Source organism: Pseudoxanthomonas sp. X-1 (assembly GCF_020042665.1).
Taxonomy (GTDB): domain Bacteria; phylum Pseudomonadota; class Gammaproteobacteria; order Xanthomonadales; family Xanthomonadaceae; genus Pseudoxanthomonas_A; species Pseudoxanthomonas_A spadix_A.
Genome location: NZ_CP083376.1, coordinates 938886 through 962579 on the forward strand (window position 1 = coordinate 938886; position 23694 = coordinate 962579).

Sequence of the window (23694 nt, forward strand, 5' to 3'; positions counted from 1 at the left end):
CATGACTCCTGCATCGAGACATACGAAGATTTTCCTGAAAATTTTGCTTTCAATGTTTTTTGCGTTTGATGCATTATCTCAAACCGTTGAATACATCCACACCGACGCGTTAGGCAGCCCCATCGCGGTCACGAACGCCAATCAGCAGGTGATAGAGCGTAGCGAGTACGCGCCGTACGGCGATCTGCTCAACCGACCCGATACAGATGGCCCTGGATACACCGGGCATGTGCTGGATGCTGCCACGGGCATGAACTACATGCAGCAGCGCTATTACGACCCGCAGCTCGGTGTGTTCCTTAGCGTTGATCCAGTGAGGGCTTACGAAAGGCCAGTCACAAACTTCAACCGTTACGCATACGCGTTCAATAGCCCGTATAAGTTCACCGATCCGGATGGGCGAAACGGTGTCACCTTTGTTGGTGGAGTGATCACCGAAAGCTGGAATGCACTTAACGGCCGTGGGTTCGACGGCGATATGGTGATGGGGGCGTTAAAGGATGGATATGACGGCGAAGGTGATGGATTCGCGCAGGCAGCTTTCGACGATGCAACAGCATTCGTTCCAGCCGGCGCGATCGCGGGTAGTGCAGTCAGGCTGACACGGATAGCGAGAGCAGCAATCCAGGCGGAAAGGCTGGCTAATTTCTCACGTTTAAGAACTGCGGCTACATCTGCTCAGCAAGCATATAAGGGAAGCACTATAATTGGACATTCGCTTTCCAAGCACGCTGGGCGCAATCCTGGCATATGGGGGAAGATGTCTGGTTCCATGAAAACTTGGAATGCTCAGGCTATGAAGCATTTTCGTGAAATCGTCAAGGGGCCAGGCAAGTTCGAAGAAGTCGCGAACAAGGATGGTGCAAAGTTCCTTGAGAAAACTTTGGAAGACGGAAGAGGAGTCCGGCTCAATATGGACGGCACGTTCAAAGGATTTATCGACAAATGAGCAATCTTATCGAGCTCGCTTTCGAAGGTGTTCCGAGCGCACGATTGAATGATTTCATAGGTGTTCTAGTAAATGACTCCTCGGTCCTTTCAGTGGATGTGAGCGAGGTGGATGGAGTCTTGGCGAAATGGGATGGCGACGTCGAAAAGATCATGAGCGCTATTTCGTCTGCTTCTGCCATGGTTTCTTTGAATCTGGACAGGGTGGACTGGCCGCAGCTGGCAATCCTACGGACGCATCTTCAGGTCGTTAGGTACGATGGTCGGTATGATGTGATGTTGTCCTTTACGGATAGTGACATTTCCTGCAAAGGCTCTGTTGCGCCGATCGAGGCTCTTCACGCTTGTGCGGTTGAGTTCTTGACTATTTCTGGCGGCGAGAATGTCTACTGTGGATATGAGCCAGCGCACGACAAAAAGACAAGGTTCTTCACTAACAACTGCAAAGGTCCGCTGCTTGATTTTTGGTAGCGTGCGAGTACGACGAAAGAAGAGGACGGATGCGATTGACTCTCGCTCATAAAATTTTGGTTAACTTGGTGGCCGAGAGGGTCGGCGCCTCGCGTAAATGGCGCTTAGCCCGGGCCTTGGACTTGCCTTAGCTACCAGCAGTCGCAGCTCGAGGTCCATGACAGCTTTACAGCCTACGTCAGAGATCGGAGCACTTGGGCACTTGGGAAGAGGGACTACTACCAAGGGGCTACAGATGGGGCGTACGGAAGATCATGTGGACGCTGGGCCCTTGTTGCGCGACGTCATTGCGGTAAGGCGTGGCATTGCCTGGGCCGTCATGCTGGCGATAGCGACCGTTTCGCAAGCGGGGTTTGGCTCGGAGCCGCCTCGGGCAGCCTTATAAAGGCAAGATTCGTGTGACTTTGGCCTAAGTAAGTGACCGGAGGCAGCACAATGCAAAATGACCAGCGCATCGCTGACTTTCGTAGACGGAGAGATAAGGCGCTAAAAGCGGAGAAGAATGACATTCTCCGTGGTGAGCATGGTCCTAAAATTGTGCAGGCATTAAGCGCTGCGACTAAATCCAACTTGAGTATTGAGAGCTTTGATGCTGGTAGAGTTCCACCCTTTTCAGTGGACTGGAATGGCAAGTTGCAGGATGCTGGTGGGCTAGTTAAGGCTCATGTTAGTGGGGGAAAGTCCGGGACTTGCTTTTTTGCATGGAGCGCCGGAGTTTATATGCTAATGGATATATTGTAGTTCTAAATAATTATTATCTTGGGCTCTCTCTCTTGTGACTGGTTTGAGTCTGCAGAGAATGGTTGATTCCGCCCAAAGATCAGAAGATTCGGTAACTTCAATCGGTATTGGTACGCAAACAACAATCCCTATCGATTTACTGACCCTGACGGTCGGTTATCGCGGGGTACAGGGTTCACTGACAAGCAGTGGAACAGGCTTGACCGCGCACAACAGCGAGCTGCGACGAATTTGGAGAAAGCAGCGGCGAAGATCACTAATGCAATTTCGACCGGGAAAGGCTTGAACGGGGTCACGAAGGCATTCGAAAGCAACTTTGGGAAAGGTTCTGGAACGGCGGCGAACATGACAAAGGTTGCCGGTGATATGTCGAGTATGGCGAGCGCACTTCGCGACACAAGCGCGAATGCAATCCCTGCAAATGCGATGACGTCTCAGCAGTTGAGTGCGGCGTACCCTGGCATAGGGGCAGGAACGTTGGCGGGCGTGCCGACCAGCGGGCCAACGCAAGTCATCGTGAATGTCAGCCACCCCGGTTTTAACAGCCAATCGACGCTTTCTTGGGGTTTGGGGCATGAAACGGGTCATGCTGTGCTTGGCTACAAAGACCAAGTGTTCAACGGATTTAAGGCTTATAAGTTCGGTGGGCCAGATGAGCAAAACAGTTTCCAGAATTTGCCTAGCACGCAACGCCTAACTAACCCAGATCACTTGATGGATTTTGCGCAATGAGCCAATTGCTTACCTTCGTTCGTATGGCAAGCACAGCGCTACTGCTGACAGCATCTGCTGCTTGTTCGCAGTCAGTCACACGTCCGACTCAGGATCGGTATACGTTGCAGATTAACGACAACATTGCCGAGCGTCGGTTCGACATGGTGCTTAAATCGAACGATACGAAGCCTCTATGTCTATCAATCGAAGCATGGCCTAGCAGCACTGGAAAGTTCCCCACGGAGAATGCTGCCGTGACATTGAAGACTACCCAAGGAATCTTGCCGGTTCGTAGTGAGTTGCAAAGCGCCTATTGCCCTGGCGGTTGTGGTGAGCACCGTATAGAACCGAAAGGCGAGTTGCGCGGCTTCATTGCCTATGAAGCGTTTGATGATCCAACCAAGTTAGCTGCGGACCAGATCAAGCAGCTTCAGTTCTCGGTAATACCGTCTTATTGCCGGAGGCAATGACAGCCAGCGTAGTGCGGAAACGTAATCCGGGATCATGTCGCCACACGCAACAAGGCCCGCATCGCTGCGGGCTTTGTTCGTTGTCGGGTGGTGAGGTTGGTGCCTAGCCCTCGGCTTGCTTCTTAAAAGTGCGCACGAACACCTCAATTACACGGTATGACGCAGGTGTTAACTCGTCTTCAACCGAATCAATAGCTTATCCTGTACTTGTGATACGTGGGTATGACCGCTCTTATCGGCCGCCGCGAAAAATCCCAACGCAGCCAAGGGCTTATGAACCCGCTAGGGTGCGTATGGTGTATGGGCTTCTGAGGGTTAAGGAAAACGGGAAAAATCGGGCCCGCTATTGCCGCTCCAACTAGCCGCGATGCAGAAGGTCATTCCTTCATCCAATTAGCTGGAAACGACATGCCCAATTACCGAAGCCAGCCACCGAACAGCAAATGGCCGAACGCCTGGACGAGCTGGCCAATGCCATCGCCATCAGCGAATCGGAAGGCGCGGTGATGACGCCGGGCATGCAGGCGCTATTAGGTCGCTATGCGTTGGGCGAGATCAGCGGCTCTGTAAATGGCGAGGCAATATCCATCGGTGAAGGGTGGGCAATACCGCAAGCCGTTCCTGTCCTGTCCGAATACACCAATGATGTCTGGGAAGGCCACAACCAACGGAACATCGACGATGCAAAATAAGAAGCTATTCCGAATCCTTGCCGTGATTGTGATGGCCGCGCTTCTCTTTGTGCCAGCACTCTTGATGACCTTGGCTTGGGGAGGGTCATTGAATTTGGAGGTGACTGCTGTAGCAATAGCGAGCAGTGTTGCGGTGGCTATCTGGTTGCCTAGGGTGAAGTGGTTAGTTGCCGTTGTTGCGGCTCTGTTGATTGCTGTCCCACCGTTCCCTTACTGGACAAACTGGGATGAAAGCAGGGGGGCAGTATCTACACTTCTTTCACGGATTCCATTTGGATGGCGTGCTGGTTATCAGGTTTGGTTTTGCTTTTGCCATTGCTATGCTTATTTTTGCAGCGATGTTCTGGGCAATCGGCAGGCCAAAATAATCAATGGCCTCGCGCGCATTGATGTGTCTCGACCCGGCGTTAGGACGGTATCGGGTGCAAGCGTGGGAATGTCGGAGGACGCGCTAAAGCGGCTCTATCACGGGCGCCTTACGCAACAACCCCATGCCTATGTCGAACCCGATGGACTTTACCTGACGTTGCGGTCGCGGGGAGGCGAGTACGGCATTCGCTTTGAAACCGATGGCAGCGTGGTGACTGGCTTTTATGCGGGGACGGGAACGGCAATCCAGTACATTGAAGGCTGTCAGTAGCAGGCCCATCGCTGCTGGCGATCACCGAGCGAAAAAAGCGGCACGTCCTCGCGGAAGCGCCGTCCCGATGCCGACTGCGTCGCGAGCCTACTGACCCGGCCGCGCCACCGCGTACATTTCCCTGGTGATCTGTTTGAGCAGGGCGTCCTCGTCGTCGCCGTCCTGGTACAGGTCGAAGTGGGTGCGGCCTTCGCGGAAACGGACATCGCTCTTGGCGTGCAGGCGATCCAGCACCGCCTTGAGCCTGCGTGCCGGGCCGTCCAGGTAGAACGTGTCGGCGGTGCCGACGATCACGTGGATCTTGCCGTCCAGGTCGGGCGCCAGCTGTGGCCACTGCGCGGCCAGGCGCGCGGCGATGTCGTAGTGCGCCGTCCAGTACGCGGCGACCTTGGGATCGACCTGGCCGGTGTCGCGGTCGAACAGCGGCATCGGCGCGCCATCGACGCCACGCGGGGAGAACACCGATTCGTACGAGGCCAGCTGCCCGCCGTAGGGGCCCAGCACGCGCTCGATCTTGATCAGATCCTCGGCCGACGCCACGACCTTGCCCGCCTCGCGCGCCATCGGGGCCACGCTGCCGTCGGGCAGGCGATACATGTTGGCGTTGGAGGCATAGAGGTCCACGCCGGTGAAGTCGTGGAAGTCGGTGGGGTCCGGTGAGGTCGACCAGGTGCCGCCGAACAGCTTCGGGTAGCGGGTCTGCAGCCACAGTGTGGCCCAGCCGCCGGACGAATGCCCGGTGAGGAAGCGACCGGAGGGCTTGCCGTCCATGCGGTACTGTTTTTCCAGGGCCGGGATGAGTTCCTCGGTCAGCGCCGTGCCCCACGGGCCGTTGTTCACCGAATCGGCGAACTCGTGCGTGCCGCTGGGGATGGCCTCCTCCAGATAGACCCAGATCATCGCCGGCATCTGCTGGCGCGCCATCGCGTCCCAGGTGGTCACGATGCTGTCGGCGAAGGCGTCATAGTTGCCGGTGAAGCCGTGGGTCACATAGACGGTGGGATAGCGCGTGGCGGCCTTGGCGTCGTAGCCGGGCGGCACCAGCACGCGGGCGCGCAGCCGGATGTCGCGGCCCCAGAACGCGCTCAGCACCGGGCTGGTCATCGAGGCGTCGAAGCTGTGCGCCTTGGCCTGCGGCAGCGCGGCACGCGCGGCCTCGGGCAGGCGCGGCGACAGCGCCCAGGGGTCGGACGTGTGCGGCACCGTCTGCGCCAGCGACAGGCTGGGCAAGGGCTTGCCCTGGGCCAGGTTCACCGCGGTGACCGCGCTGACCAGGTCGCCGCCGCTGCGGCCGGTGTAGTTGTAGCTGTGGTCGACATCCAGCACGGCCTGCACCAGGTAGTCGCCGGACAGGGTAGAGAACGGCGCCGGGAAGGCGATCTGGTCCAGGTCCACGTCCACGCTGCCGCCGCCTTCCAGGTGCGTCACTTCCTGCGCGGCGATGAACACCGAATGCGGCGCCGACGGATTGCCGTCGACCGCGGTGATCTGGCCGTTCCTGGACGCGGCCCGCACCGAGGCGGGGTCGCTGGCGAAGACCAGGAGCCTGCCCGAGGTGGGCGCCGCGCCGGCCGGCAGGGTGATGCGGACGAAGCGGTGCGGTGCCGGCGTGTCCGCCGACGCATCGCGCGCCTGCGTGACGGGCGCACAGGCGCTGAAAGCCAGCGCCAGCGAGCCGGCGACTGCAAGACGGTGCAGCATGAAGATCCCCCTGGGGTTGAAGGTTGCGAGCTTTCAACGAACGTAGTGCAGGCGTGCCGCGCGCAGCTCAGCCCTGCGGCACCTCGGGACGATAGCGGCGTTCGGCGTGCGCGGCGACGTCCGCCTCGGTGAACCACACCGGCCGCAGCCGCCCGGTGGTGTGCAGCGGGGCCTGGTCGGCGAAGTGCGGCGAGGCCGGATCGCCGCTTTCCCCGCCCACGCTCACCGCCCAGGCCTGCGGCCCGTCGGCGCCGAAGGCCACCACCGCCACGAAGCTGTTGCCCGAGGTGGTGTAGCGCAGGCGCGTGCCGGGATAGGTGCGCGACTCGGCGCTGGCGAGCGAGCCCCAGCGCGAGGTCGTGAACGGCACCGGCAGGCTCGGCTTGGCATCGTCGAAGGTCTGCACGATGGCGCCATCGTTGCGCTGGTAACGGTTGATCTCGCCCCACGGCACCTGCCAGCGGCCGAAGTCGTGCTGCAGCTGGTCGACCACGGCCTGCAGCACCGCCAGGCGCTGTTCGGGCGTGGCCAGGGTGGCCATCGCATCGACGCCGCCGCGATCGCGTTCGCGCGCCAGCGGCGTGATCTCCTTGAGCAGCGCATCGGCCCAGGTCACCGCCAGCGTAGTCGGCACCGAGTCCAGGCCCCAGCGACGATCCCAGCCGGCCAGCGCGGCCATGGGGCCGGCGAGCGCGGCCTTGCGCGCATCGCCGTCGGGCAGGCCGGCGTAGTCGTGCCGCAGCAGCGGCAGCAGTGTGTCGAAGGCCGGCAGCCACGGATCGTAGGCCGCCTCGATCAGCTGCTGCGGGGTGAAGGTCGGCCGCGCGCTCAGCACGGCGATGGCATGCGGCGCACGCGCGTTCTCGCCGGCCTGGTCCATGTACCGGGGGAAATCGTTGGCGTTGGGGCTGTCGGCGCCGGCCGCGCTCCAAGGCCAGTTGTTGGCGTTGTAGACCCAGCCGTTGCGCGGGTTCACCACCTGCGGCAGCGTGTCCAGCGCATGCAGCCCTTCCCAGGCGGTGGCCGGGTCGCTGCCGTCCACCGGCTTGCGGTAGTCCACATGCGCGCGGCGGATCGGGACGAACTGAGGATGCAGATAGGCGGTGGTGCCGTCGGCATCGGCATAGAGCGTGTCGTTGGACGAGTTGGCCTGCAGCGCGGCCACCTTCATGAAGTCGGCGAAGCCGCCCGCCTTGGTGCGCAGGAACGACTGCTGCAGCGCCGCCACCGGCCGGTCCATCATGGCGAAGGCCACCCAGTGCGTGGCGTCCTGCGCGCGCACGATCGGCCCGTGGTGCGTGGCCCAGACGGTGAAGCCGCGCTGCGCCTGGCCGCCGGCCGCGGTGCGGTAGGACAGGGTGACCTGGCGCTGCTGCAGCGGCCGCAGCGTCTGCCCATCCCGGTAACAGGGGCTGCCATCGGCGCAGGGCGCCAGCGTCTCGACGAACTCGTCGACGTTGTCCACGCCGCTGCTGGTGTGCATCCAGCCCGCATGGCGATTGAAGCCCTGGTAGACGAAGAACTGCCCCCAGGTCACCGCGCCATAGGCGTTGAGCCCCTCGTCGCTGCGCATCTGCAGCTCGGAGCGGAAGAAGTAGCTGGTGTGCGGATTGATCAACAGCAGCGCGCGGCCATCGGCGCTGTGCGAGGGCGCGATGGCGACGCCGTTGGAGCCGCTGGGCAGGCGCAGCTGCGGTTCGCGTTCCAGCAGGGCCATCGCCACCGGCCTGCGCTCGTGGAAGGCCTGCAGCTGGCTCAGCGCGATGCGCTCGATGTCGCCGCCGATGCTGCCTTCGCTGAAGCTCAGCGCCATCCATGGTTCGAAATGGGCCAGCAGTCGCGGCTTCACCTGCGGATGCGCGGCCAGGTAGGCGTTGAGCCCGTCGGCCCAGGCCTGCATCAGCGTCTGCAGCCAGGCCGGACTGGCCTGGTAGTCGGCCTTCAGCCGCGCCGGATCGTAATAGAGCCGCTGGCGCAGGTCCTGCCACAGCATCGTCTCGCCTTCGACCTCGGCCAGCCGGCCCAGGTTGACCAGGTAGTTGGTCTCGATGCGGTTGAAGTCGTCCTCGGCCTGCGCGTAGATCATGCCGAACACCGCATCGGCATCGGTCCTGCCATGGACGTGGGCGATGCCCCAGGTGTCGCGGGTGATCTCCACCTGCGCGGCATGCCGCTGCCAGCGCGCGCGCTCGCCGGCATCGGGCGCGGCCAGGGCGGTGGACGCCGCCAGCCCCCAAGCGAACAGGCTGGCGGTCGGGACGAGGGCGTGTCGGGGCCTGCGGATCGGGCGGGGCAAGGGCATGGCGGCGGCGGAGTGGGGTGGCCCCGCATCCTAGCGTTCCCACCCCGCCCCGCGCCGCAGCAACCGCGGCTCTCAGTCTCCCGCACTCTTCCTGCCGTCGTTCCCGCGAACGCGGGAGCCCAGTCTCTTGGGTTTTGCCGCTTGAGGTCGCTGGCGTCCCGCATCCGCGGGACGACCAGCCGTCAGCCCGCCCTACGGACTCTGATACACGACATCGTCGATGGCGAAATCCACATCCGCCGGCGGCGGATCGGACACCACCATGAAGGGCTGCTTCACCGCGGTCAGGTCCAGGTCGTAGAAGGCGCTGAAGGGAATCGTCACCTGGTGCCAGTTGCCATCGCGCACCAGGCCGTAGTTGTTGCCGCCGTTGACGAAGTCCACCCAGCTGTCGCCGAAGGAGGTGTTGATGCCGATCTTGAAGGTGCCGGTGGCATTGGTCTTCATCTGGAACCTGAGCGACCCGCCTGCGTAGTTGCTGAAGTTCCTGAAGCCGGTGCTGATGCCCAGGCCATACCAGTTGTTGGCCGCGGCGTGATACGACATCACCTGGCTGCCCTCATAGGCCGCGCCGTTGTTGGGCGTGAGGTTGTTCCACAGGAACAGGTCGGTGCCGCTGCCGTAGTCCAGCTGTCCGCTCAGCCCGCCGCGTTCCGAGAACAGGCCGAAGGTCCCGGCCGGCGCGGCGTGGTCCGCGCCGATGTACAGCTCCGAGCCCGGCGTGTCCTGGTACAGGCGGATGTAGTCCACCTCCATCTTGCCCGGGATCGGCGCGGTGATGCCGGCCACGTCGTGGATGCCCGGATAGTTGCCGCCGACGGCCAGGTTGAGCAGCAGGAACTGCTGGGCGTGGAACTCCTGCAGCGAGGCGCCCTGGATGTCGGAGATGGCGAACTCGAAGTACTGCTGCCCATCGATGGACATGCGGATGTAGTTCGCGTCCCAGGTGAGCCGGTAGGTGTGGAAGTCGTTCTGCAGGTCGACCGGGCTGTTGTAGTCGCTGCCGTAGTCGGCCTGCGAGCCGTTGTAGTCCCAGTGCACCGCGGCGCCGACGCGGCGGTTGGCCATGCCGTCGGCGATCGCCTGGGCCGAGCCGGCTTCCATCATGTCGATCTCGCCGCGCGCCGGCCACACGCCGACCGCGCCCAGCATCCAGTAGGCCGGCCACAGGCCGTTGCCCGCCTGCGGGATCTTGATCCGCGCTTCCAGCGTGCCGTACTTGAAGTGCATGCGGCCCTCGGTCTTCAGCCGCGCCGAGGTGAAGGGCATGCCACCGAAGTCCTCGCGCCGGGCCTCGATCACCAGGTGGCCGTTCTCCACGCGCGCGTTCTCCGGGCGGCTGGTGTAGTACTCCAGTTCGGCATTGCCCCAGCCGCAGTTGCCGATCTGGCAGCCGGTGCCGACGTCATAGGTCCATTTGTTGCCATCGATGGCGGTGCCGTCGAAGTTGTCTTCCCACACCAGCGTCTGGGCCTGCACCGCCGGTGCATAGGTGGCACATGCGGCGCTGAGGATCACGGCGGATGACACCGCCAGGGCACGGAATGAGCGCATGGTCTATCTCCTTGGATGGTGGCGCGACCGCCTCCACGGCGGGGCCAGCGCCGACGCTCTTCCTCGTATGACAGCGCTGTCAAAGCCTGTTTTCAGCCATGTGCGAATCCGCGGGTTCTGTCACAGCCACGCGTTCGCGACGCATGAAGAACGGCGTCATTTTTGCCGAGTCTTGCTGCATGACAACAGCGACGACATAGGCAAGTGGTTGATGGGGAAGCGTTTACCGCCGCTTTGTCCGCGCGCGGCAATCGCGCAGAATAGGGCTGCGATGCCTGCATTCCGGCGGGCATGCGAACCAAGACAGGACGTCCTGCATGTTGCGATCCATTTTTGCCGCCGCGCTGCTGTACGCGGTCGCCTTCGCCGCACTGGCCGCACCGGCCGCCCCCGCCCCGGAAGCGCCCGCGAGCGAAGCCTCGGTCAGGGAACTGCTGCAGGTCACCGATGTGCGCGCGATGATGCGGTCCATGGAAGACCAGGTCCGGGCCACCGTCGGGCAGAGCATGCAGCATGCGGTCCAGGGGCAGGCGCTCAACGACGCTCAGCGCGCCATCCTCGACAGCACCGGCAAGCAGATGGTCGATGTCATGCTGGAGCAGATGCGCTATGACGTCATGGAGCCGGAGTACATCCGCCTCTATACCGAGAGCTTCAGCCAGGCCGATGTCGATGGGATGCTCGCTTTCTATCGCTCCCCCGCGGGGCAGAGCATGCTGAAGAAGATGCCAGGGCTGATGAAGAATTCGATGGTCCTGATCCAGCAGCGGATGCAGTTGCTGATGCCGCAGATCCAGAAGCTGCAGTCCGAAATGGTCGAGCAGCTGCGTGCCGCCAAGTCCGAGGACGCTTCCGGCAAGAAGTAAGGCAGACGCAAGCCGGGCCGGCCAAGGCCGCGCAGGATGTCGCGGCCGGTCTGCCAGCGCCAGGGGCGCATGGGCCGAAGGTCGCTGCGGGTGGGGTAGCGAGGCCGATGGCATCATCCGATGCTGCACTGCAGGCGGCGCCTGCCCGCCGCCCGGCTTAGGCTTGCCGGTCCCCAAACCATCCGCGAGCCATCCATGTCGCTGTCCCGTCCCCTCGTGCTGGCCGCCCTGCTGGCGCTGCTGGCCGTCCCTGCCGCCCATGCGCAGCCGCGCGGGTTCCTGCGCGCGCAGGGCACGCAGATCGTCGACGAGGACGGCAAGCCGGTGATCCTGCGCGGCATGGGCCTGGGCGGCTGGATGCTGCAGGAGGGCTACATGCTGGAGGTGCCGAAGTTCGGCGCCCAACGCGTGATCCGCCAGCGCATCGCCGCGCTGATCGGCCAGGATAAGACCCAGGCCTTCTACACCGCGTGGCTGGACCACCACACCACCAAGGCCGACATCGACGCGATGGGGGCGTGGGGCTTCAACTCGATCCGCCTGCCGATGCACTACGCGCTGTACACGCTGCCGGTCGAGGACGAGCCGGTCAAAGGCCGGCAGACCTGGATCGAGGACGGCTTCCGGCGCACCGATGCGCTGATCGCCTGGGCCAAGGCGAACGGCATGGTGGTCATCCTCGACCTGCACGCCGCGCCGGGCGGGCAGGGCAACGACCTCAGCATCGCCGACCGCGACCCGTCCAGGCCCTCGCTCTGGGACGACCCGGCCGCGCAGGACAAGCTGGTCGCGCTCTGGGAACAGCTGGCGCGCCGCTACAAGGACGAGCCGGCCGTGGCCGCCTACGACCTGATCAACGAGCCGAACTGGGGCTTCACCGATCGTGGCGACCTGCATGGCTGCAAGGAGACCGGCAACGCGCCGCTGCGCGCCCTGCTCGAACGCACCACGCGCGCGATCCGTCGCATCGATCCGCGCCACATGATCGTGCTGGAGGGCAACTGCTGGGGCAGCAACTACGCCGGCGTGCTCGATGCGGGCCTGTGGGACGACAACCTGGTGCTGAGCTTCCACAAGTACTGGAACACGCCCGACCGCGACAGCATCGCGCAGATGCTGGCGCTGCGCGACCGCCACAGGATCCCGCTGTGGCTGGGCGAGACCGGCGAGAACTCCAACGACTGGTACACCCGCGCCGTGGCGCTGGCCGAGGGCGAAGGCATCGGCTGGAGCTGGTGGCCGCTGAAGAAGATCCGCTACAACAACCCGCTGCAGATCGTGCCCAATCCCGGCTACCAGGCCCTGCTGGCCTACTGGAACGGCAAGGGCCCCAAGCCCACGGCGCAGGCGGCCGAGGCGGCGCTGATGCAGCTGGCCACGCACGACGTGGCCTTCGCCAACAACCTGCAGCATCCCGATGTGGTCGATGCGCTGCTGCGCGCGCCGCATTCGGATCGCGCGCGACCGTTCAAGCCGCACACCGTCGAGGCCTCCGGCGGGACGTGGGCCGCCGTGGATTTCGATCTCGGGCCGGACGGGGTGGCCTATCACGACCGCACGCCGGCCAACGAATCGACCGAGCCCGGCGGCCTGGTCTGGAACGCGCTGATGGCCTATCGCAACGACGGCGTCGACCTGGGGCGTGGACAGGACGGGCAACTGCACGTGGCCGACCTGCAGGCCGGCGAATGGCTGCAGTACACCTTCACCGTGGCCGCCGCCGGCCGCTACGACCTGACGCTGGAGACCCACGGCGCGGCCAGGGTGGCGCTGGTGCTCAACGGCGATGCGCAGGCGCCGGCACAGGGCTCCGGCGTCTTCCGCGGACTGGCGCTGCAGCAGGGCACCAATACCTTGCGCGTGCGTGCCGAAGGTGCCGGGTTCGATCTGAAGACGCTGCGCTTCACGCCGGCGCGCTGAAGGCTCAGGGCGCCGGCACGCCGTCCTGCCACTGCGGCCAGTGCGCGACGATGTGGTCGACCACGCGTGCGCCGACCGCCTCGATGTTCTGGACGGTCTCGGGGAAGCCGCCGGCGGTCTCGCCCGGGGCCGGGTCCAGGTGCTGCAGCGTGGTCTCGTGCGGGTTGCCCTGGTCGAAGTTGACCGCGCCGCGCAGGCTGAGGATGCGATCGGTGCCGTGCGTGCGCTGGATCACCAGGGCCAGCGCGGCCGCTTCCATCTCGGTGATGACGTAGTCGTCGGCGCCGTAGAGCCTGGCGATGTACTGCGCCTGCCGCGACAGGCCGGGACCGTGGAAGAAGGTGTCGCCGGTCATGTGCGTGCCGGTGCCCACGAACGGCGCGCGCCGCGCGGCCGCGTCGGGATAGCGCAGGCGATAGGCGCGCGCGGCGTCGGAATCGGCCAGCGGCACACCCTGCGACAGTCGCATCGCCCAACCGACCAGCGCCGGGTTGAGGTGGAACACGCGATAGGCCTCGTAGCCCTTGCGCGGCATGAAGGTCGGCGCGCCGGGCGTGTTCTCCTCCGGCGCCCAGCGATGCCCCAGGTCGTAGTCGACCAGCCAGCTGGCCCAGTTGACCTCGCCGATGGTGCCGCGCTGCGGCGGCGTGCCACCGACGCCGGTCAGCAGGTAATAGCTGTGCGAGAAGTCGAACGTGGGATCGAGCAGGATCGCCTGCATCGACGCCGAACTGTTGACCTTGCCCATGCCCAGCACGGCGCCGCAGACGCCATCGGCGTTGCAGTACACCGGGTTCAGCGCGCCCGGCACGGCGATGGGCCTGGCGTCGGCCCAGTAGCGCTCGTACCAGTGCTGGAACTCGCCGGCCCGGTCGCCGCTGTTGGCGCCGATCTCGAACATCGCCGCCACGAACACCTTGACCCTGATCGGCGCCGGCGTCGCGGCATCGGCGCGAACGCCGGCCAGCGCGCCGAGGACCATCAGGCAGAGCGACAACAAGCGCACGGGCAGGGGACGAGGCATCGGCAGGCTCGGCGGATCGAAGGAACTCGCGCGGGGCATCGGCGAGAGGGCGCTCAGGCGCCGCGCAGGCGCAGGGTCAGTCCCTTGAGGAAGGCGCGCAGCAGCTGATCGCCGCAGGGGCGATAGTTCTTGTGGTCGGGCTGGCGGAACAGCGCCGACAGCTCCGGCTTGGACACCGGAAAGCCGGCGCTCTCGAAGATCGCGTGCATGTCCACGTCCTTGAGCTGGAAGGCCACCCGCAGTTTCTTCAGCACCAGGTTGTTGGTCACGCGCGTCTCCACCGGACGCAGGGGTTGGGTCTCGTCGCGGCCGCGGAACTGCACGATCAGCCCGTCCAGCACGTGCGCCAGCAGCGCATCGCTGCAGGGCGCGAAGCCTTCCTCGTCCTCCTTCTTCAGCGCGGCCTGCAGCTGCGCGCGGTCGATGGCGAAGGCCGGGTCGGCCAGCTGGGCGATCTCGATGAGCCGGGGCTCGCTCAGGTCCAGCATGTAGCGCACGCTGCGCAGGACGTCGTTGGTGATCATGGGTCAGGCTCGGCGGAAGCGCCGCGTGTGCGGCAATCGCCCATTTTACCGGGTGAACCGCATCCCCCCGCCAACCGCGGCCGCAACGCCCGCGAGGCGACCGGTCATCCCCCAGCCGTGGTTCCCGCGGACGCGGGAATCCATGGACTTCCGAACGAGGCACCGGACCACTGGGCTACAGCCACGCCGCTACAGGCGACCCCGCCAGTTCTTCTCGCTTCGAAACGTACGCCACGCCCTAACTCAAGGCTGGCGCAGATCCCGCACCTGGCGCCAGCGACCGGAACGCCAAGCGATTGCGACCGGCCCGCTTGGCGTCGTACAGCGCCGCGTCGGTCGCCTCCAGCAGCGCGGCGGGGTCGTCATTCTCCATTGCCACGGCGGCGCCGACCCCGATGCTGACGGTGACATAGGGCCCGGGATCGGGCGCGTGCAGCCTGAGCGCCTCGACCGCGGCGCGCAGGCGTTCGGCCAGGGCCTGGGCCGCCTGCGCATCGGTGGCCGGCAGGATCACGGCGAATTCCTCACCGCCGTAGCGCGTCACCACATCCGTCGCGCGCGTGCAGCCGGTCGCCAGCGCCCGCGCGACCGCGCGCAGGTGCGCATCGCCGACCTGGTGGCCGCTGCTGTCGTTGAGGCGCTTGAAGTGATCGATGTCGATCATCAGCAGCGCCAGCGGTTCGCCGGAGCGGCGCGCACGCCGCCATTCGCGCTCCAGCACCGCATCGAACTCCCGCCGGTTGGCCAGCCCGGTCAGCGTGTCCACGCGCGCCAACGCATGCAGTTCCTCGCGTTCGGCCATGGCGCGCAGCTGCTGCAGCACGCTACGCGCGCCGTATCCCAGCAGCGCGAACACGAATCCTGCGATCGCCCATTGCGGATGTGCGCCGAGCATGAGCGCCGAGGTGGCCAGCACGCTGATGGGCAGCAGCAACGGGCTGCCGGCACGCACGATCGAGGCCAGGCGCGGCAGCCGCCAGGCGGGCGGCGCAGCGGCCACCGGGCGCAGCGCCAGCGCCGCCAGCAGCAGGAACGGCACGTCGATCAGCAGGTCCCAGAACAGCCCGAACGGGCTGTCCGACGGCGCGCCATGGTTGATGTAGGCCGCCACGACCAGATAGACGCACGCGAACGCGGCCTGGCTGCCGTGGAAGTGGCGCTGGGCGGCAGTGCCGCTGGCCAGCCAGCGCATTACCGAGAACACGGCGATGAAGGCGTTCTCCACGTCCAGCATCAATGCGAGCCGGTGCAGCCCCTCCTCGCTGGCGCTGCTCAGGGTGGCGAAGGTGAAGGTGTGCACGAAGAACAGCAGGCCCAGGGCCATCGCCATCAGCGCATCGAGCAGGCGCACCGTCCAGGCTTCGCCCTGATGACTGGCCAGGGCGAACGTGAGCGGCACGCCGTAGAGCACGTACAGCAGCACGCTGGCGCCGGAGGTGGACGACGGGCTGTCCAGGACCACGATCTGCAGCATGTTCACGGCCATGCCGCCGGCCCACAGCAGCAGTCCGATCGCCAGCGCGATCCAGCCGCTGGCCGCGAGGTTGCCGCGGCTGCGCCACAGGCAGGTGCCCGCCGCCAGCAGCGGCGCGCCGAGCAGGAACGTGAACGACACCGCTTCGGCCTGCGCAGGCAGTGCCCACAGCGCCGCTGCGTGGATCAACAGATACGTCAGAGGCAGCAGCATGCGCACGCCATCGGGTCCTCCCCCGGCGCCACCATACTTGGCTGTCGCCGTGGCTCACAAGCCGCCGCCCGCGCCAGGCGGACGATGCGTCCCACCGCGCGGACGCGCCCGACATCGCCCCTGGCTTAGCATGGCCAGCCCGATCGTTCGCACAGGAGTCCCCATGGCCGACCACACGATGACCGCCATCGCCATCCGCGACGGCAAGGGCGCGGCCGACGCGCTGCATCCGGTGCAGGTGCCGCGCCCGGTGGCGGGCGAGGGCCAGGTGCTGATCCGCGTGCATGCCGCCGGCATCAATCGGCCCGACCTGCTGCAGCGCCAGGGCCACTATCCGCCGCCGCCCGGCGCGCCGGAGACGCTGGGGCTGGAAGTGGCCGGCGAAGTCGTCACCGGCGCCGGCCGCTGGCAGCCTGGCGACCACGTCTGCGCGCTGCTGGCCGGCGGCGGCTATGCGCAGTACGTGGCGGTGGACGCGCGCCAGGTGCTGCCGCTGCCGGAAGGCTGCGATTTCGTCCATGCCGCGGCGCTGCCGGAGACGGTGTTCACCGTGTTCGCCAACGTGTTCGAGCACGGTCAGCTCAAGGCCGGCGAACGGCTGCTGCTGCACGGGGCCACCTCGGGCATCGGCGTGATGGCGATCCAGATGGCCAAGGCCGCCGGCGCGCAGGTGCTGGCCACCGCGCGCGGCGCGGACAAGGCCGCGCAGGCGCGCACGCTGGGCGCCGACATCGCGGTGGACACCCGCGCCGGTTCGTTCGTCGAGGCGGCCAAGGCGGCCGGCGGCGTCGATGTGTCGCTGGACATGGTCGGCGCCAGCGTGTTCGCCGACACGCTGGCGGTGCTCAACCCGCGCGGCCGCATCGTCTACATCGCCGCCCAGGGCGGCGGCACGCTGGAAGTGCCGATCATGGAGCTGATGCGACGCCAGGCCGTGCTGACCGGCTCGACCCTGCGCCCGCGCAGCGCGGAAGAGAAAGGCCGCCTGGCGACCGAGATCGAACGCCGGGTCTGGCCGTGGATCGCGCAGGGCCAGGTAAAGGTGCTGGTCGATCGCACCTTCCCGTTGGAACAGGCCGCGCAGGCGCATGCCTATCTCGAAGCCGGCCAGCATCTGGGCAAGGTCGTGCTGACGATGGCGTGACCCGATCGCCGCTTCGGTCTGCCCCCGACGTGGCATCATCGCCAGCCCCCACGATTCCAACGTGCCCACGCCGCATGGCGTGCGGCGCCTGCAATGAGGAGCGTGGCATGCGGATCAACGGGTGGTGGGTGCTGGCGGTGCTGTTGGCGGGCGTGCCCTTGGCGCACGCCGCGGAGCGGGCCGAGCGGCCGGCGCAGGTGCGCATCGTCGAACGGCAGGGCGCCTTCGAGCTGATGGTGGACGGCCAGCCGTTCTACGTCCGTGGCGCCGGCATGCGCGGCGATGCGCGCGAGCAGGATGCGCTGGCCGCGCGCGGCGGCAATGCCTTCCGCACCTGGCAGACCGGCGCCGACACCGCCCGGGTGAAGGCGATGCTGGACCACGCGCAGGCCAAGGGCCTCAAGGTGGCGATGGGCATCGAGGTCGCGCGCGAGCGGCACGGGTTCGATTACGACGACGCCGGCGCCGTGGAGGCGCAGCGCACGCGCATCCGCGGCGAGGTGCTGGCCTGGAAGGACCATCCCGCGGTGCTGATGTGGGTGGTGGGCAACGAGCTGAACCTGGAATCGACCAACCCGCGCGTCTGGAATGCCGTGGGTGCGCTGGCCGACATGATTCACCGCCTCGATCCGAACCATCCGGTGATGACCACGCTGGCGGGCCTGGACAAGCCGCTGGTCGATGCGATCAAGACGCGCGCGCCCTCGCTGGACCTGATCGGCATCCAGCTTTACGGCGACCTCGACCGGCTGCCGGAGAAGCTTCGCCAGAGCCAGTGGACCGGCCCGTACCTCGTCACCGAATGGGGTCCGACCGGCCATTGGGAGAGTCCGCTGACCGCCTGGGGCGCGCCGATCGAGGACACGTCCACCGACAAGGCGCGGCTGCTGGCGCAGCGCTACCGCCAGGTGATTCAGGCGGACAAGCGCCAGGGACTGGGCTCGTTCGTCTTCCTGTGGGGACAGAAGCAGGAGCGCACGCCGACCTGGTACGGCCTGTTCCTGCCGGACGGCACCACGACGCCGGCGGTGGACACCCTGCAATGGCTGTGGACCGGCCACTGGCCGCGCAACCGCGCGCCGTCGATCCAGGCGCCGACGATCGATGGGCAGGGCGCGCGCGCCAGCGTCACCCTGGCGCCGGGCAGCGCCCATACCGCGTCGGCGCCCGCACAGGATCCCGATGGCGATGCCCTGGACTATCGCTGGACCGTCCTGCGCGAGAGCCAGGCGACCAGTGTCGGCGGCGATCCGGAAACCGTCCCCGCCCAGGTCGACGTGGCCATCGGCGACACCGCCGATGGCGCAACGCGCCTGGTCGCACCGCAGGCGCCCGGCAACTACCGGCTGTTCGTCGAAGTACGCGATGGCCAGGGGCACGCGGCCACCGCCAACCTGCCGTTCCGGGTCGAGCTCACGCCGGGAAAGTGATCCGTACCGCTTCGTCGCTTCGTTCGGCCGGACCATGGAAGACGGCCTCGATGTTGTTGCCATCGGGGTCGAGGACGAAGGCCGCGTAATAGTTCGGGTGATACGGCCGCAGCCCCGGCGCGCCATGGTCGCGGCCGCCGTGCGCCAGGGCGACCTTGTGGAAGGCATCGACCATGGCCGCATCGCGCGCCTGGAAGGCCAGGTGATGGCGCCCGGTGAGTTCGCCGGTGGCGGCGGGGCTGTCGGCGCTCGAGACGAACAGTTCGTCGGCCCAGAAGTAGCCAGGCCCGGTGCCGCCGATCGGGATGCCCAGCGCGCCGAGTACCGCGCTGTAGAACTCCTGGCTGGCGGGCAGGTCGCGCACCACCAGATGCAGGTGGTCGATCAGGCGGCCGCGGAAGAGGGCCTGGGTTTCCATGGGAAGGCTCCGGCAGGGAAGGTCTGACGAGGTTGTAGCACCGACGTTGCAGCGGTCCCGTCATGTTGCGGAGGCCGCCATCGCCGGCGCCGTCGCGCTTACTCGTAGAACGCGTCGGCCGCGTCGATCTCCAGCCCCTGCGCCTTGGCATAGGCCACCGCGGCCCGGCACGCGGCCAGCGCGACCGGGTTGTCCTCCAGATGCGACAGCGGCGCGCAGCGCATGGTGAGCAGGTCGGCGTCGTGGCACAGCGCCACCTCGCCATCGGCGGTCACGCTGATCGTGTCGTCGCCCGAAGTAACGAAATAGAGCCGTTCGGTATTGCGTCCATAGATATGGAAAAAAGCCATTGCACTCTCCTTGTGTTGAGCGCTGGCGACCACGGTACAGATCCCGTGCGGCCAGCCTGTTCAGGAACGCTCACGAACCCCGCCCGGTTCCGAACCGTCATCCATGCTTCACCCGGCCTTGACCGTTTGGCGCGACGTTGGCCAACGTTGGCGTCAAAGCCGCTGAATCGCGCCACACCGCCCCTGATCTGCCCCGGTTCCCCGACCTTGCGTTCCTCCTCTGGCACCGCCTTGGGCGCGCACCCCTTCCAGCGCGGCGGCGGCGGGTGGAGTATGTGCCGCGTCAGGCGCAAACGGACCTGGGCGACAAGGAGGAAGTGTGTACTGGAAGACCTGGGACGAGGATCGACTGACCGACGCGCTGCTGCACGCATCCGCGCGGGAAGGCCCGCCGCGGCAGGACGACTACCTGATGGTGGCCGGCTGCCTGCATCACGCCCGCAGTGAGGTCCGCAAACGCGCCATCCTGATCGGGGGCGTGCGCTGGGCCGATCCGACGCTGCTGGGTTATTTCCAGGGCGCGCTGGCGACCGGCAGCGAGCTCGACGACGAGAACCGGCGGCTGATGATCGAGTGCCTGGTCTCCGACTGCATGGGACGACGGGCGCAGGTCGAACCCCTGCGCGCGCTGCTGCGATGGGTGATGCCGACCCAGCCCCGCGACAGCCTCGCCGCCAAGGCCGCCTACGTGGGCATCGAACTGCTGTCCGGGCGTCTGGAGGCCGGCGATTACGCGCGGATCGACTACGCCCGCGTGCACCTGCCCGGCCACGAGGAGCGCGGCCCGGCGCCCGAGTGAGTGCGGTTCCGGCGCGCGCTACGCCCTCAAGTTGGCGACAGCCCCGCGAGTCCGTCGTTTCGGCGAACGCCCGAACCCAGGAACGTAGGCATTGCCTTGCCTGTCCGGATCGGCGATCCCTCTCGCGGCCGGGCCTCGCTCAGGGCCTGGCGGAGGCGCGTGCGGGGAAGGCGAAGGTCGCCACTACCGGGAAGTGGTCGGACGGATAACGCGCTCCGTCGTGGTCGGTCAGCGTGGCCACCGACAGCGGCTGCAGGCCGCGCGAGAGGATCCAGTCGATGCGCTTGTCCGGTGTGCCGGTGAAGTCGTGGAAGGTGCGGTCCGGTCCGCTGCGCGAGGGGGCCGATTCCCAGCTGTCGTGCAGCAGCGCCGTCAGGGTGGCGTGTGGCGCGGAATCCGGCGTGGTGTTGAAGTCGCCGGTCAGCACGACCGGCTCGCCGGCCGGCAGCGCCTTGAGCCGCTGCGCGATCAACAGCGCGCACTTCACGCGCGCGGCCTCGTCCTGATCGCGATAGGGGAAGTGGGTGTTGTAGAGCACGAAGGTGCGTCCGTCGGCGATGCGCTGGAAGCGTGCCCAGGTCACCATGCGCGGCAGCGGATGCCCCCAGCTGATGCTGCCGGGCACCTCCGGCGTGTCCGATAGCCAGAAGTCGCCCGAATCCAGCACCTTCAGTTTGTCCTTGCGATAGAACACGCCCATGTGCTCGTCTTCGTCGCCGCCGCGCCGGCCCTGGCCGAACCAGGCGTACTGCGGCAGGCGCGCGGCCAGGTCGTCGGCCTGGCGCTTGACCAGCTCCTGGGTGCCCATCACGTCGGGCGCCTGCTCGGTGACCACGCGCGCCAGCAGGTCGCGGCGGTTCTCCCAGCGGTTCTCGTTGGTATCGGCCGGCGTGCGCACGTTGAAGCTCATCACCTTCAGCGCGGCGGACGTGTCCGGCGTGGCGGCAAGCGCCTGCGCCAGCGGCAGGCCGATGAGCAGCATCAGCATCAGCCGCGCCTGGCGGCGACGCGCTAACAGCAGCTGGAAGGCGGGAGACAACAGGCGGGACAGGAGCATGGGCGTGTAGGCAGACGGCGCGACGGGCGCCATGGTCCGCCAAACGCGCGCCGGGCGAAACGCTGCGAAAGTCGCAGGGCCCGTGCGGGCCTTCACTGGAAGGGCCCGCGTTTGTTGAGCTGCATCACGGATCCGCAGGGCCGTCGTGGCGGCCCGCGCACCTCATTCACCCCAGCTGGCGTGGAAGCTGCCCTGCGCGTCGACGCGCTCGAAGGTATGCGCACCGAAGAAGTCGCGCTGGGCCTGGATCAGGTTGGCCGGCAGGCGCGCGCTGCGGTAGCCGTCGTAGTAGGCGATGGCCGAGGCGAAGCAGGGCACCGGGATGCCGGCCTTCACCGCCGTGGCGACCACCTCGCGCAGCGCGTCCTGGTAATCGGCGGCGACCTTCTGGAAGTACGGTGCCAGCAGCAGGTTGGCCAGCTTGGCGTCGGCCGCGTAGGCGTCGGTGATCTTCTGCAGGAAGCGCGCGCGGATGATGCAGCCGGCGCGGAAGATGCTGGCGATCTGGCCGTAGCGCAGGTCCCAGCCGTACTCGTCCGAGGCCGCGCGCATCTGCGCGAAGCCCTGCGCATAGGACACGATCTTGCTCAGGTACAGCGCCTTGCGCACCGCCTCGACGAAGGCCGCGCGATCGCCGTCGAAGGCGGGCGCGTCGGGCCCCGCGAGGATCTTCGCGGCGGCCACGCGCTCGTCCTTCAGCGACGAGAGCACGCGGGCGAACACCGATTCGGTGATCAGCGGCAGCGGCGTGCCCAGGTCGAGCGCGCTCTGGCTGGTCCACTTGCCCGTGCCCTTCTGCGCGGCGCGGTCGAGCACGTTGTCCAGCAGATCGCCCTCGCCGCGGTCATCGCGCTTGCGCAGGATCGTGGCGGTGATCTCGATCAGGTAGCTGTCCAGTTCGCCCTGGTTCCACTGCGCGTAGGTGTCGGCCAGCTCGGCGTTGGACAGGCCCAGCACGTGCTTGAGCACGGCATAGCTCTCGGCGATCAGCTGCATGTCGCCGTACTCGATGCCGTTGTGGACCATCTTGACGTAGTGGCCGGCGCCATCCGGGCCGATGTAGGCCACGCACGGCGTGCCGTCCTCGGCCCGCGCGGCGATCTCCTCGAGGATCGGCGCGACCAGGTCGTAGGCGTCCTTCGGCCCGCCGGGCATGATCGAGGGCCCCTTGAGCGCGCCTTCCTCGCCGCCGGACACCCCGGTACCGATGAAATGCAGGCCGGCCTGCGCCAGTTCCTCGTTGCGCCGGCGCGTGTCCTGAAAGAAGGTGTTGCCGCCGTCGATCAGCACATCGCCCTTGGCCAGCAGCGGCTTGAGTTCGGCGATCACCGCGTCGGTGCCGGCGCCGGCCTTGACCATCAGCAGGATGCGGCGCGGGGTTTCCAGCGAATCGACGAACTCGGCCAGCGTATAGGTCGGCACCAGCCCGGCATCGGGATGTTCGGCCATCACCTCGTCGGTCTTCTCGCGGCTGCGGTTGAAGATGGAGACCTGGTGCCCGCGGCTGGCGATGTTCAGCGCCAGGTTGCGGCCCATGACCGCCATGCCGACCACGCCGATGGGTTGCTTGCTCATGCGCACTCCAGTTGCCTTCAACGGCACCACGGGAAAGGGGCGGGCATGATAACGAGCGGGTCAGTCACTGCATGTCCGCGGGCGGCCGAGCGCGCGCGATGCAGTGTCCCGCGGGAGCCAAACGGACCGCACGCTGTCGCGACGGTGACCATGCGGACAGGCCCAGGCCGGTTTCAGCACGGCTTCAATCCGGCCTGCCCAGGATCGAGATCACGCCCACACCGGTCACCCACGATGGACTGTCCCGTCTGCAAGACCACCGCGCTGATGATGTCCGAACGTCAGGGCATCGAGATCGACTACTGCCCGCAGTGCCGCGGCATCTGGCTGGACCGCGGCGAGCTGGACAAGCTGATCGACCGCGCCAGCCCGGCGCCGGCCCCGCGCCAGGCCGCGGCCCCACCGCCGCCACCGGCGTCGGCCTATGGTGAGCGACCCCGGGATCGCCGTGACGACGAGCGCTATCGCCACACCGCCGGGGGCTACGACGGCTACGGCCGCAAGCGCAAGAAGGAAGGCTTTCTGTCCGAGCTGTTCGATTTCTGAAGCCGCTCCCCCTTGGTGCTCCGGGGCCGGGTGTTCGGATGAGGCGAAGAATGCCGATCGGCCTCTTGAACAGTCCGCTACAGCCCGCATGTGATCCTGAGGCAGCGTCGCGGATCCGCCC

At 66.3% G+C, this 23694-nt stretch carries 23 protein-coding genes; 13 read left to right on the forward strand and 10 right to left on the reverse strand.

The genetic code is table 11. From position 1 onward, the window contains the following. Position 1 precedes the first annotated feature (1 nt). The 7 genes from LAJ50_RS04215 to LAJ50_RS04245 all read left to right on the forward strand — a co-directional run bounded on the left by LAJ50_RS04215 (position 2) and on the right by LAJ50_RS04245 (position 4676). Entirely contained in the window at positions 2-949 is a 948-nt protein-coding gene (locus tag LAJ50_RS04215; protein WP_224096468.1) for an RHS repeat-associated core domain-containing protein, read from the forward strand. Continuing rightward, positions 946-1419, forward strand: coding sequence for a hypothetical protein (locus tag LAJ50_RS04220; RefSeq protein ID WP_130550676.1), 474 nt, complete (start codon positions 946-948; stop codon positions 1417-1419). Before LAJ50_RS04215 ends, LAJ50_RS04220 begins: the two co-directional genes overlap by 4 nt. A 435-nt stretch (positions 1420-1854) precedes the next feature. Further along, the gene (locus tag LAJ50_RS04225) at positions 1855-2160 is read left to right on the forward strand and encodes a hypothetical protein (protein WP_130550677.1); all 306 of its coding nucleotides are present in this window, start codon (positions 1855-1857) and stop codon (positions 2158-2160) included. Between the two features lie 345 nt (positions 2161-2505). Then, on the forward strand, positions 2506-2892 hold the full coding sequence (locus tag LAJ50_RS04230) for a hypothetical protein (RefSeq protein WP_130550678.1): 387 nt from the start codon (positions 2506-2508) through the stop codon (positions 2890-2892). Further along, entirely contained in the window at positions 2889-3344 is a 456-nt protein-coding gene (locus LAJ50_RS04235; protein ID WP_130550679.1) for a hypothetical protein, read from the forward strand. The genes LAJ50_RS04230 and LAJ50_RS04235 overlap by 4 nt, the downstream gene beginning before the upstream one ends. Before the next feature lie 443 nt (positions 3345-3787). After that, positions 3788-4036: an antitoxin VbhA family protein gene (locus tag LAJ50_RS04240; protein WP_138653180.1), complete on the forward strand. Its 249-nt coding sequence runs from the start codon at positions 3788-3790 to the stop codon at positions 4034-4036. After that, positions 4026-4676 (forward strand): hypothetical protein, encoded by a 651-nt coding sequence (locus tag LAJ50_RS04245; RefSeq protein WP_130550681.1) that lies wholly within the window; start codon positions 4026-4028, stop codon positions 4674-4676. The genes LAJ50_RS04240 and LAJ50_RS04245 overlap by 11 nt, the downstream gene beginning before the upstream one ends. Before the next feature lie 87 nt (positions 4677-4763). On the opposite strand, the gene LAJ50_RS04250 is transcribed toward LAJ50_RS04245, so the two are convergent. The 3 genes from LAJ50_RS04250 to LAJ50_RS04260 form a co-directional block, all read right to left on the reverse strand. Then, a complete protein-coding gene (locus LAJ50_RS04250) occupies positions 4764-6377 on the reverse strand; it encodes an alpha/beta hydrolase-fold protein (RefSeq protein ID WP_138653182.1) in 1614 nt (537 codons plus the stop codon). Positions 6378-6444: 67 nt separating this feature from the next. Next, positions 6445-8679, reverse strand: a complete 2235-nt coding sequence (locus LAJ50_RS04255) for a penicillin acylase family protein (RefSeq protein WP_138653184.1) — start codon at positions 8677-8679, stop codon at positions 6445-6447. A gap of 192 nt (positions 8680-8871) precedes the next feature. Further along, positions 8872-10233, reverse strand: a complete 1362-nt coding sequence (locus LAJ50_RS04260) for a glycoside hydrolase family 16 protein (protein ID WP_138653186.1) — start codon at positions 10231-10233, stop codon at positions 8872-8874. A 317-nt stretch (positions 10234-10550) separates the two neighbouring features. Between LAJ50_RS04260 and LAJ50_RS04265 the strand changes: the two genes are divergently transcribed. After that, a complete protein-coding gene (locus LAJ50_RS04265; protein WP_138653188.1) occupies positions 10551-11099 on the forward strand; it encodes a DUF2059 domain-containing protein in 549 nt (182 codons plus the stop codon). Between the two features lie 195 nt (positions 11100-11294). Then, positions 11295-13019, forward strand: coding sequence for a cellulase family glycosylhydrolase (locus LAJ50_RS04270; protein ID WP_130550686.1), 1725 nt, complete (start codon positions 11295-11297; stop codon positions 13017-13019). A 4-nt stretch (positions 13020-13023) separates the two neighbouring features. Here LAJ50_RS04270 and LAJ50_RS04275 read toward each other — a convergent pair whose 3' ends face one another. The 3 genes from LAJ50_RS04275 to LAJ50_RS20260 form a co-directional block, all read right to left on the reverse strand. After that, positions 13024-14043, reverse strand: a complete 1020-nt coding sequence (locus LAJ50_RS04275; protein ID WP_130550687.1) for a purine nucleoside permease — start codon at positions 14041-14043, stop codon at positions 13024-13026. Positions 14044-14096: 53 nt separating this feature from the next. Then, positions 14097-14567, reverse strand: a complete 471-nt coding sequence (locus LAJ50_RS04280) for a DUF1456 family protein (protein WP_130550688.1) — start codon at positions 14565-14567, stop codon at positions 14097-14099. A 238-nt stretch (positions 14568-14805) separates the two neighbouring features. Beyond that, positions 14806-16254 (reverse strand): GGDEF domain-containing protein, encoded by a 1449-nt coding sequence (locus LAJ50_RS20260; RefSeq protein WP_130550689.1) that lies wholly within the window; start codon positions 16252-16254, stop codon positions 14806-14808. A gap of 163 nt (positions 16255-16417) precedes the next feature. Between LAJ50_RS20260 and LAJ50_RS04290 the strand changes: the two genes are divergently transcribed. Beyond that, positions 16418-17398 (forward strand): NAD(P)H-quinone oxidoreductase, encoded by a 981-nt coding sequence (locus tag LAJ50_RS04290; RefSeq protein WP_138653190.1) that lies wholly within the window; start codon positions 16418-16420, stop codon positions 17396-17398. Positions 17399-17505: 107 nt separating this feature from the next. Beyond that, positions 17506-18828 carry a glycoside hydrolase family 2 TIM barrel-domain containing protein gene (locus LAJ50_RS04295; RefSeq protein WP_138653192.1) on the forward strand — a complete coding sequence of 441 codons (1323 nt, stop codon included), beginning with the start codon at positions 17506-17508 and terminating at the stop codon, positions 18826-18828. On the opposite strand, the gene LAJ50_RS04300 is transcribed toward LAJ50_RS04295, so the two are convergent. Together LAJ50_RS04300 and LAJ50_RS04305 are read right to left on the reverse strand one after the other, a co-directional pair. Further along, positions 18812-19246, reverse strand: a complete 435-nt coding sequence (locus LAJ50_RS04300) for a VOC family protein (RefSeq protein WP_138653194.1) — start codon at positions 19244-19246, stop codon at positions 18812-18814. The two genes, LAJ50_RS04295 and LAJ50_RS04300, sit on opposite strands and share 17 nt — an antisense overlap. A gap of 98 nt (positions 19247-19344) precedes the next feature. Continuing rightward, a complete protein-coding gene (locus LAJ50_RS04305) occupies positions 19345-19596 on the reverse strand; it encodes a hypothetical protein (RefSeq protein WP_130550693.1) in 252 nt (83 codons plus the stop codon). A 319-nt stretch (positions 19597-19915) separates the two neighbouring features. Between LAJ50_RS04305 and LAJ50_RS04310 the strand changes: the two genes are divergently transcribed. After that, complete coding sequence (locus tag LAJ50_RS04310; protein WP_138653196.1) at positions 19916-20395, forward strand: hypothetical protein; 480 nt, start codon at positions 19916-19918, stop codon at positions 20393-20395. 139 nt (positions 20396-20534) lie between these two features. Here the strand turns inward: LAJ50_RS04310 and LAJ50_RS04315 are convergent, their stop codons facing one another. Further along, positions 20535-21377, reverse strand: coding sequence for an endonuclease/exonuclease/phosphatase family protein (locus LAJ50_RS04315; protein WP_138653210.1), 843 nt, complete (start codon positions 21375-21377; stop codon positions 20535-20537). Positions 21378-21614: 237 nt separating this feature from the next. Next, positions 21615-23027: an NADP-dependent phosphogluconate dehydrogenase gene (gndA, locus tag LAJ50_RS04320; protein WP_138653198.1), complete on the reverse strand. Its 1413-nt coding sequence runs from the start codon at positions 23025-23027 to the stop codon at positions 21615-21617. A gap of 234 nt (positions 23028-23261) precedes the next feature. Between gndA and LAJ50_RS04325 the strand changes: the two genes are divergently transcribed. After that, the gene (locus LAJ50_RS04325) at positions 23262-23573 is read left to right on the forward strand and encodes a zf-TFIIB domain-containing protein (protein WP_138653200.1); all 312 of its coding nucleotides are present in this window, start codon (positions 23262-23264) and stop codon (positions 23571-23573) included. Positions 23574-23694: the final 121 nt, after the last annotated feature.

What these genes read in the sequence shown, in the direction of transcription:
- LAJ50_RS04280 (WP_130550688.1), bottom strand. Translation starts at nt 14,567, where the DNA reads ATGATCACCAACGACGTCCTGCGCAGCGTGCGCTACATGCTGGACCTG.
- LAJ50_RS04220 (WP_130550676.1), top strand. Translation starts at nt 946, where the DNA reads ATGAGCAATCTTATCGAGCTCGCTTTCGAAGGTGTTCCGAGCGCACGA.
- LAJ50_RS04270 (WP_130550686.1), top strand. Translation starts at nt 11,295, where the DNA reads ATGTCGCTGTCCCGTCCCCTCGTGCTGGCCGCCCTGCTGGCGCTGCTG.
- LAJ50_RS04315 (WP_138653210.1), bottom strand. Translation starts at nt 21,377, where the DNA reads ATGCTGCTCATCGGCCTGCCGCTGGCGCAGGCGCTTGCCGCCACGCCG.
- LAJ50_RS04260 (WP_138653186.1), bottom strand. Translation starts at nt 10,233, where the DNA reads ATGCGCTCATTCCGTGCCCTGGCGGTGTCATCCGCCGTGATCCTCAGC.
- LAJ50_RS04240 (WP_138653180.1), top strand. Translation starts at nt 3,788, where the DNA reads ATGGCCGAACGCCTGGACGAGCTGGCCAATGCCATCGCCATCAGCGAA.
- LAJ50_RS04250 (WP_138653182.1), bottom strand. Translation starts at nt 6,377, where the DNA reads ATGCTGCACCGTCTTGCAGTCGCCGGCTCGCTGGCGCTGGCTTTCAGC.
- LAJ50_RS04225 (WP_130550677.1), top strand. Translation starts at nt 1,855, where the DNA reads ATGCAAAATGACCAGCGCATCGCTGACTTTCGTAGACGGAGAGATAAG.
- LAJ50_RS04275 (WP_130550687.1), bottom strand. Translation starts at nt 14,043, where the DNA reads ATGCCTCGTCCCCTGCCCGTGCGCTTGTTGTCGCTCTGCCTGATGGTC.
- LAJ50_RS04265 (WP_138653188.1), top strand. Translation starts at nt 10,551, where the DNA reads ATGTTGCGATCCATTTTTGCCGCCGCGCTGCTGTACGCGGTCGCCTTC.
- LAJ50_RS04255 (WP_138653184.1), bottom strand. Translation starts at nt 8,679, where the DNA reads ATGCCCTTGCCCCGCCCGATCCGCAGGCCCCGACACGCCCTCGTCCCG.
- LAJ50_RS04295 (WP_138653192.1), top strand. Translation starts at nt 17,506, where the DNA reads ATGCGGATCAACGGGTGGTGGGTGCTGGCGGTGCTGTTGGCGGGCGTG.
- LAJ50_RS20260 (WP_130550689.1), bottom strand. Translation starts at nt 16,254, where the DNA reads ATGCTGCTGCCTCTGACGTATCTGTTGATCCACGCAGCGGCGCTGTGG.
- LAJ50_RS04245 (WP_130550681.1), top strand. Translation starts at nt 4,026, where the DNA reads ATGCAAAATAAGAAGCTATTCCGAATCCTTGCCGTGATTGTGATGGCC.
- gndA (WP_138653198.1), bottom strand. Translation starts at nt 23,027, where the DNA reads ATGAGCAAGCAACCCATCGGCGTGGTCGGCATGGCGGTCATGGGCCGC.
- LAJ50_RS04215 (WP_224096468.1), top strand. Translation starts at nt 2, where the DNA reads ATGACTCCTGCATCGAGACATACGAAGATTTTCCTGAAAATTTTGCTT.
- LAJ50_RS04235 (WP_130550679.1), top strand. Translation starts at nt 2,889, where the DNA reads ATGAGCCAATTGCTTACCTTCGTTCGTATGGCAAGCACAGCGCTACTG.
- LAJ50_RS04300 (WP_138653194.1), bottom strand. Translation starts at nt 19,246, where the DNA reads ATGGAAACCCAGGCCCTCTTCCGCGGCCGCCTGATCGACCACCTGCAT.
- LAJ50_RS04230 (WP_130550678.1), top strand. Translation starts at nt 2,506, where the DNA reads ATGACAAAGGTTGCCGGTGATATGTCGAGTATGGCGAGCGCACTTCGC.
- LAJ50_RS04305 (WP_130550693.1), bottom strand. Translation starts at nt 19,596, where the DNA reads ATGGCTTTTTTCCATATCTATGGACGCAATACCGAACGGCTCTATTTC.
- LAJ50_RS04290 (WP_138653190.1), top strand. Translation starts at nt 16,418, where the DNA reads ATGGCCGACCACACGATGACCGCCATCGCCATCCGCGACGGCAAGGGC.
- LAJ50_RS04325 (WP_138653200.1), top strand. Translation starts at nt 23,262, where the DNA reads ATGGACTGTCCCGTCTGCAAGACCACCGCGCTGATGATGTCCGAACGT.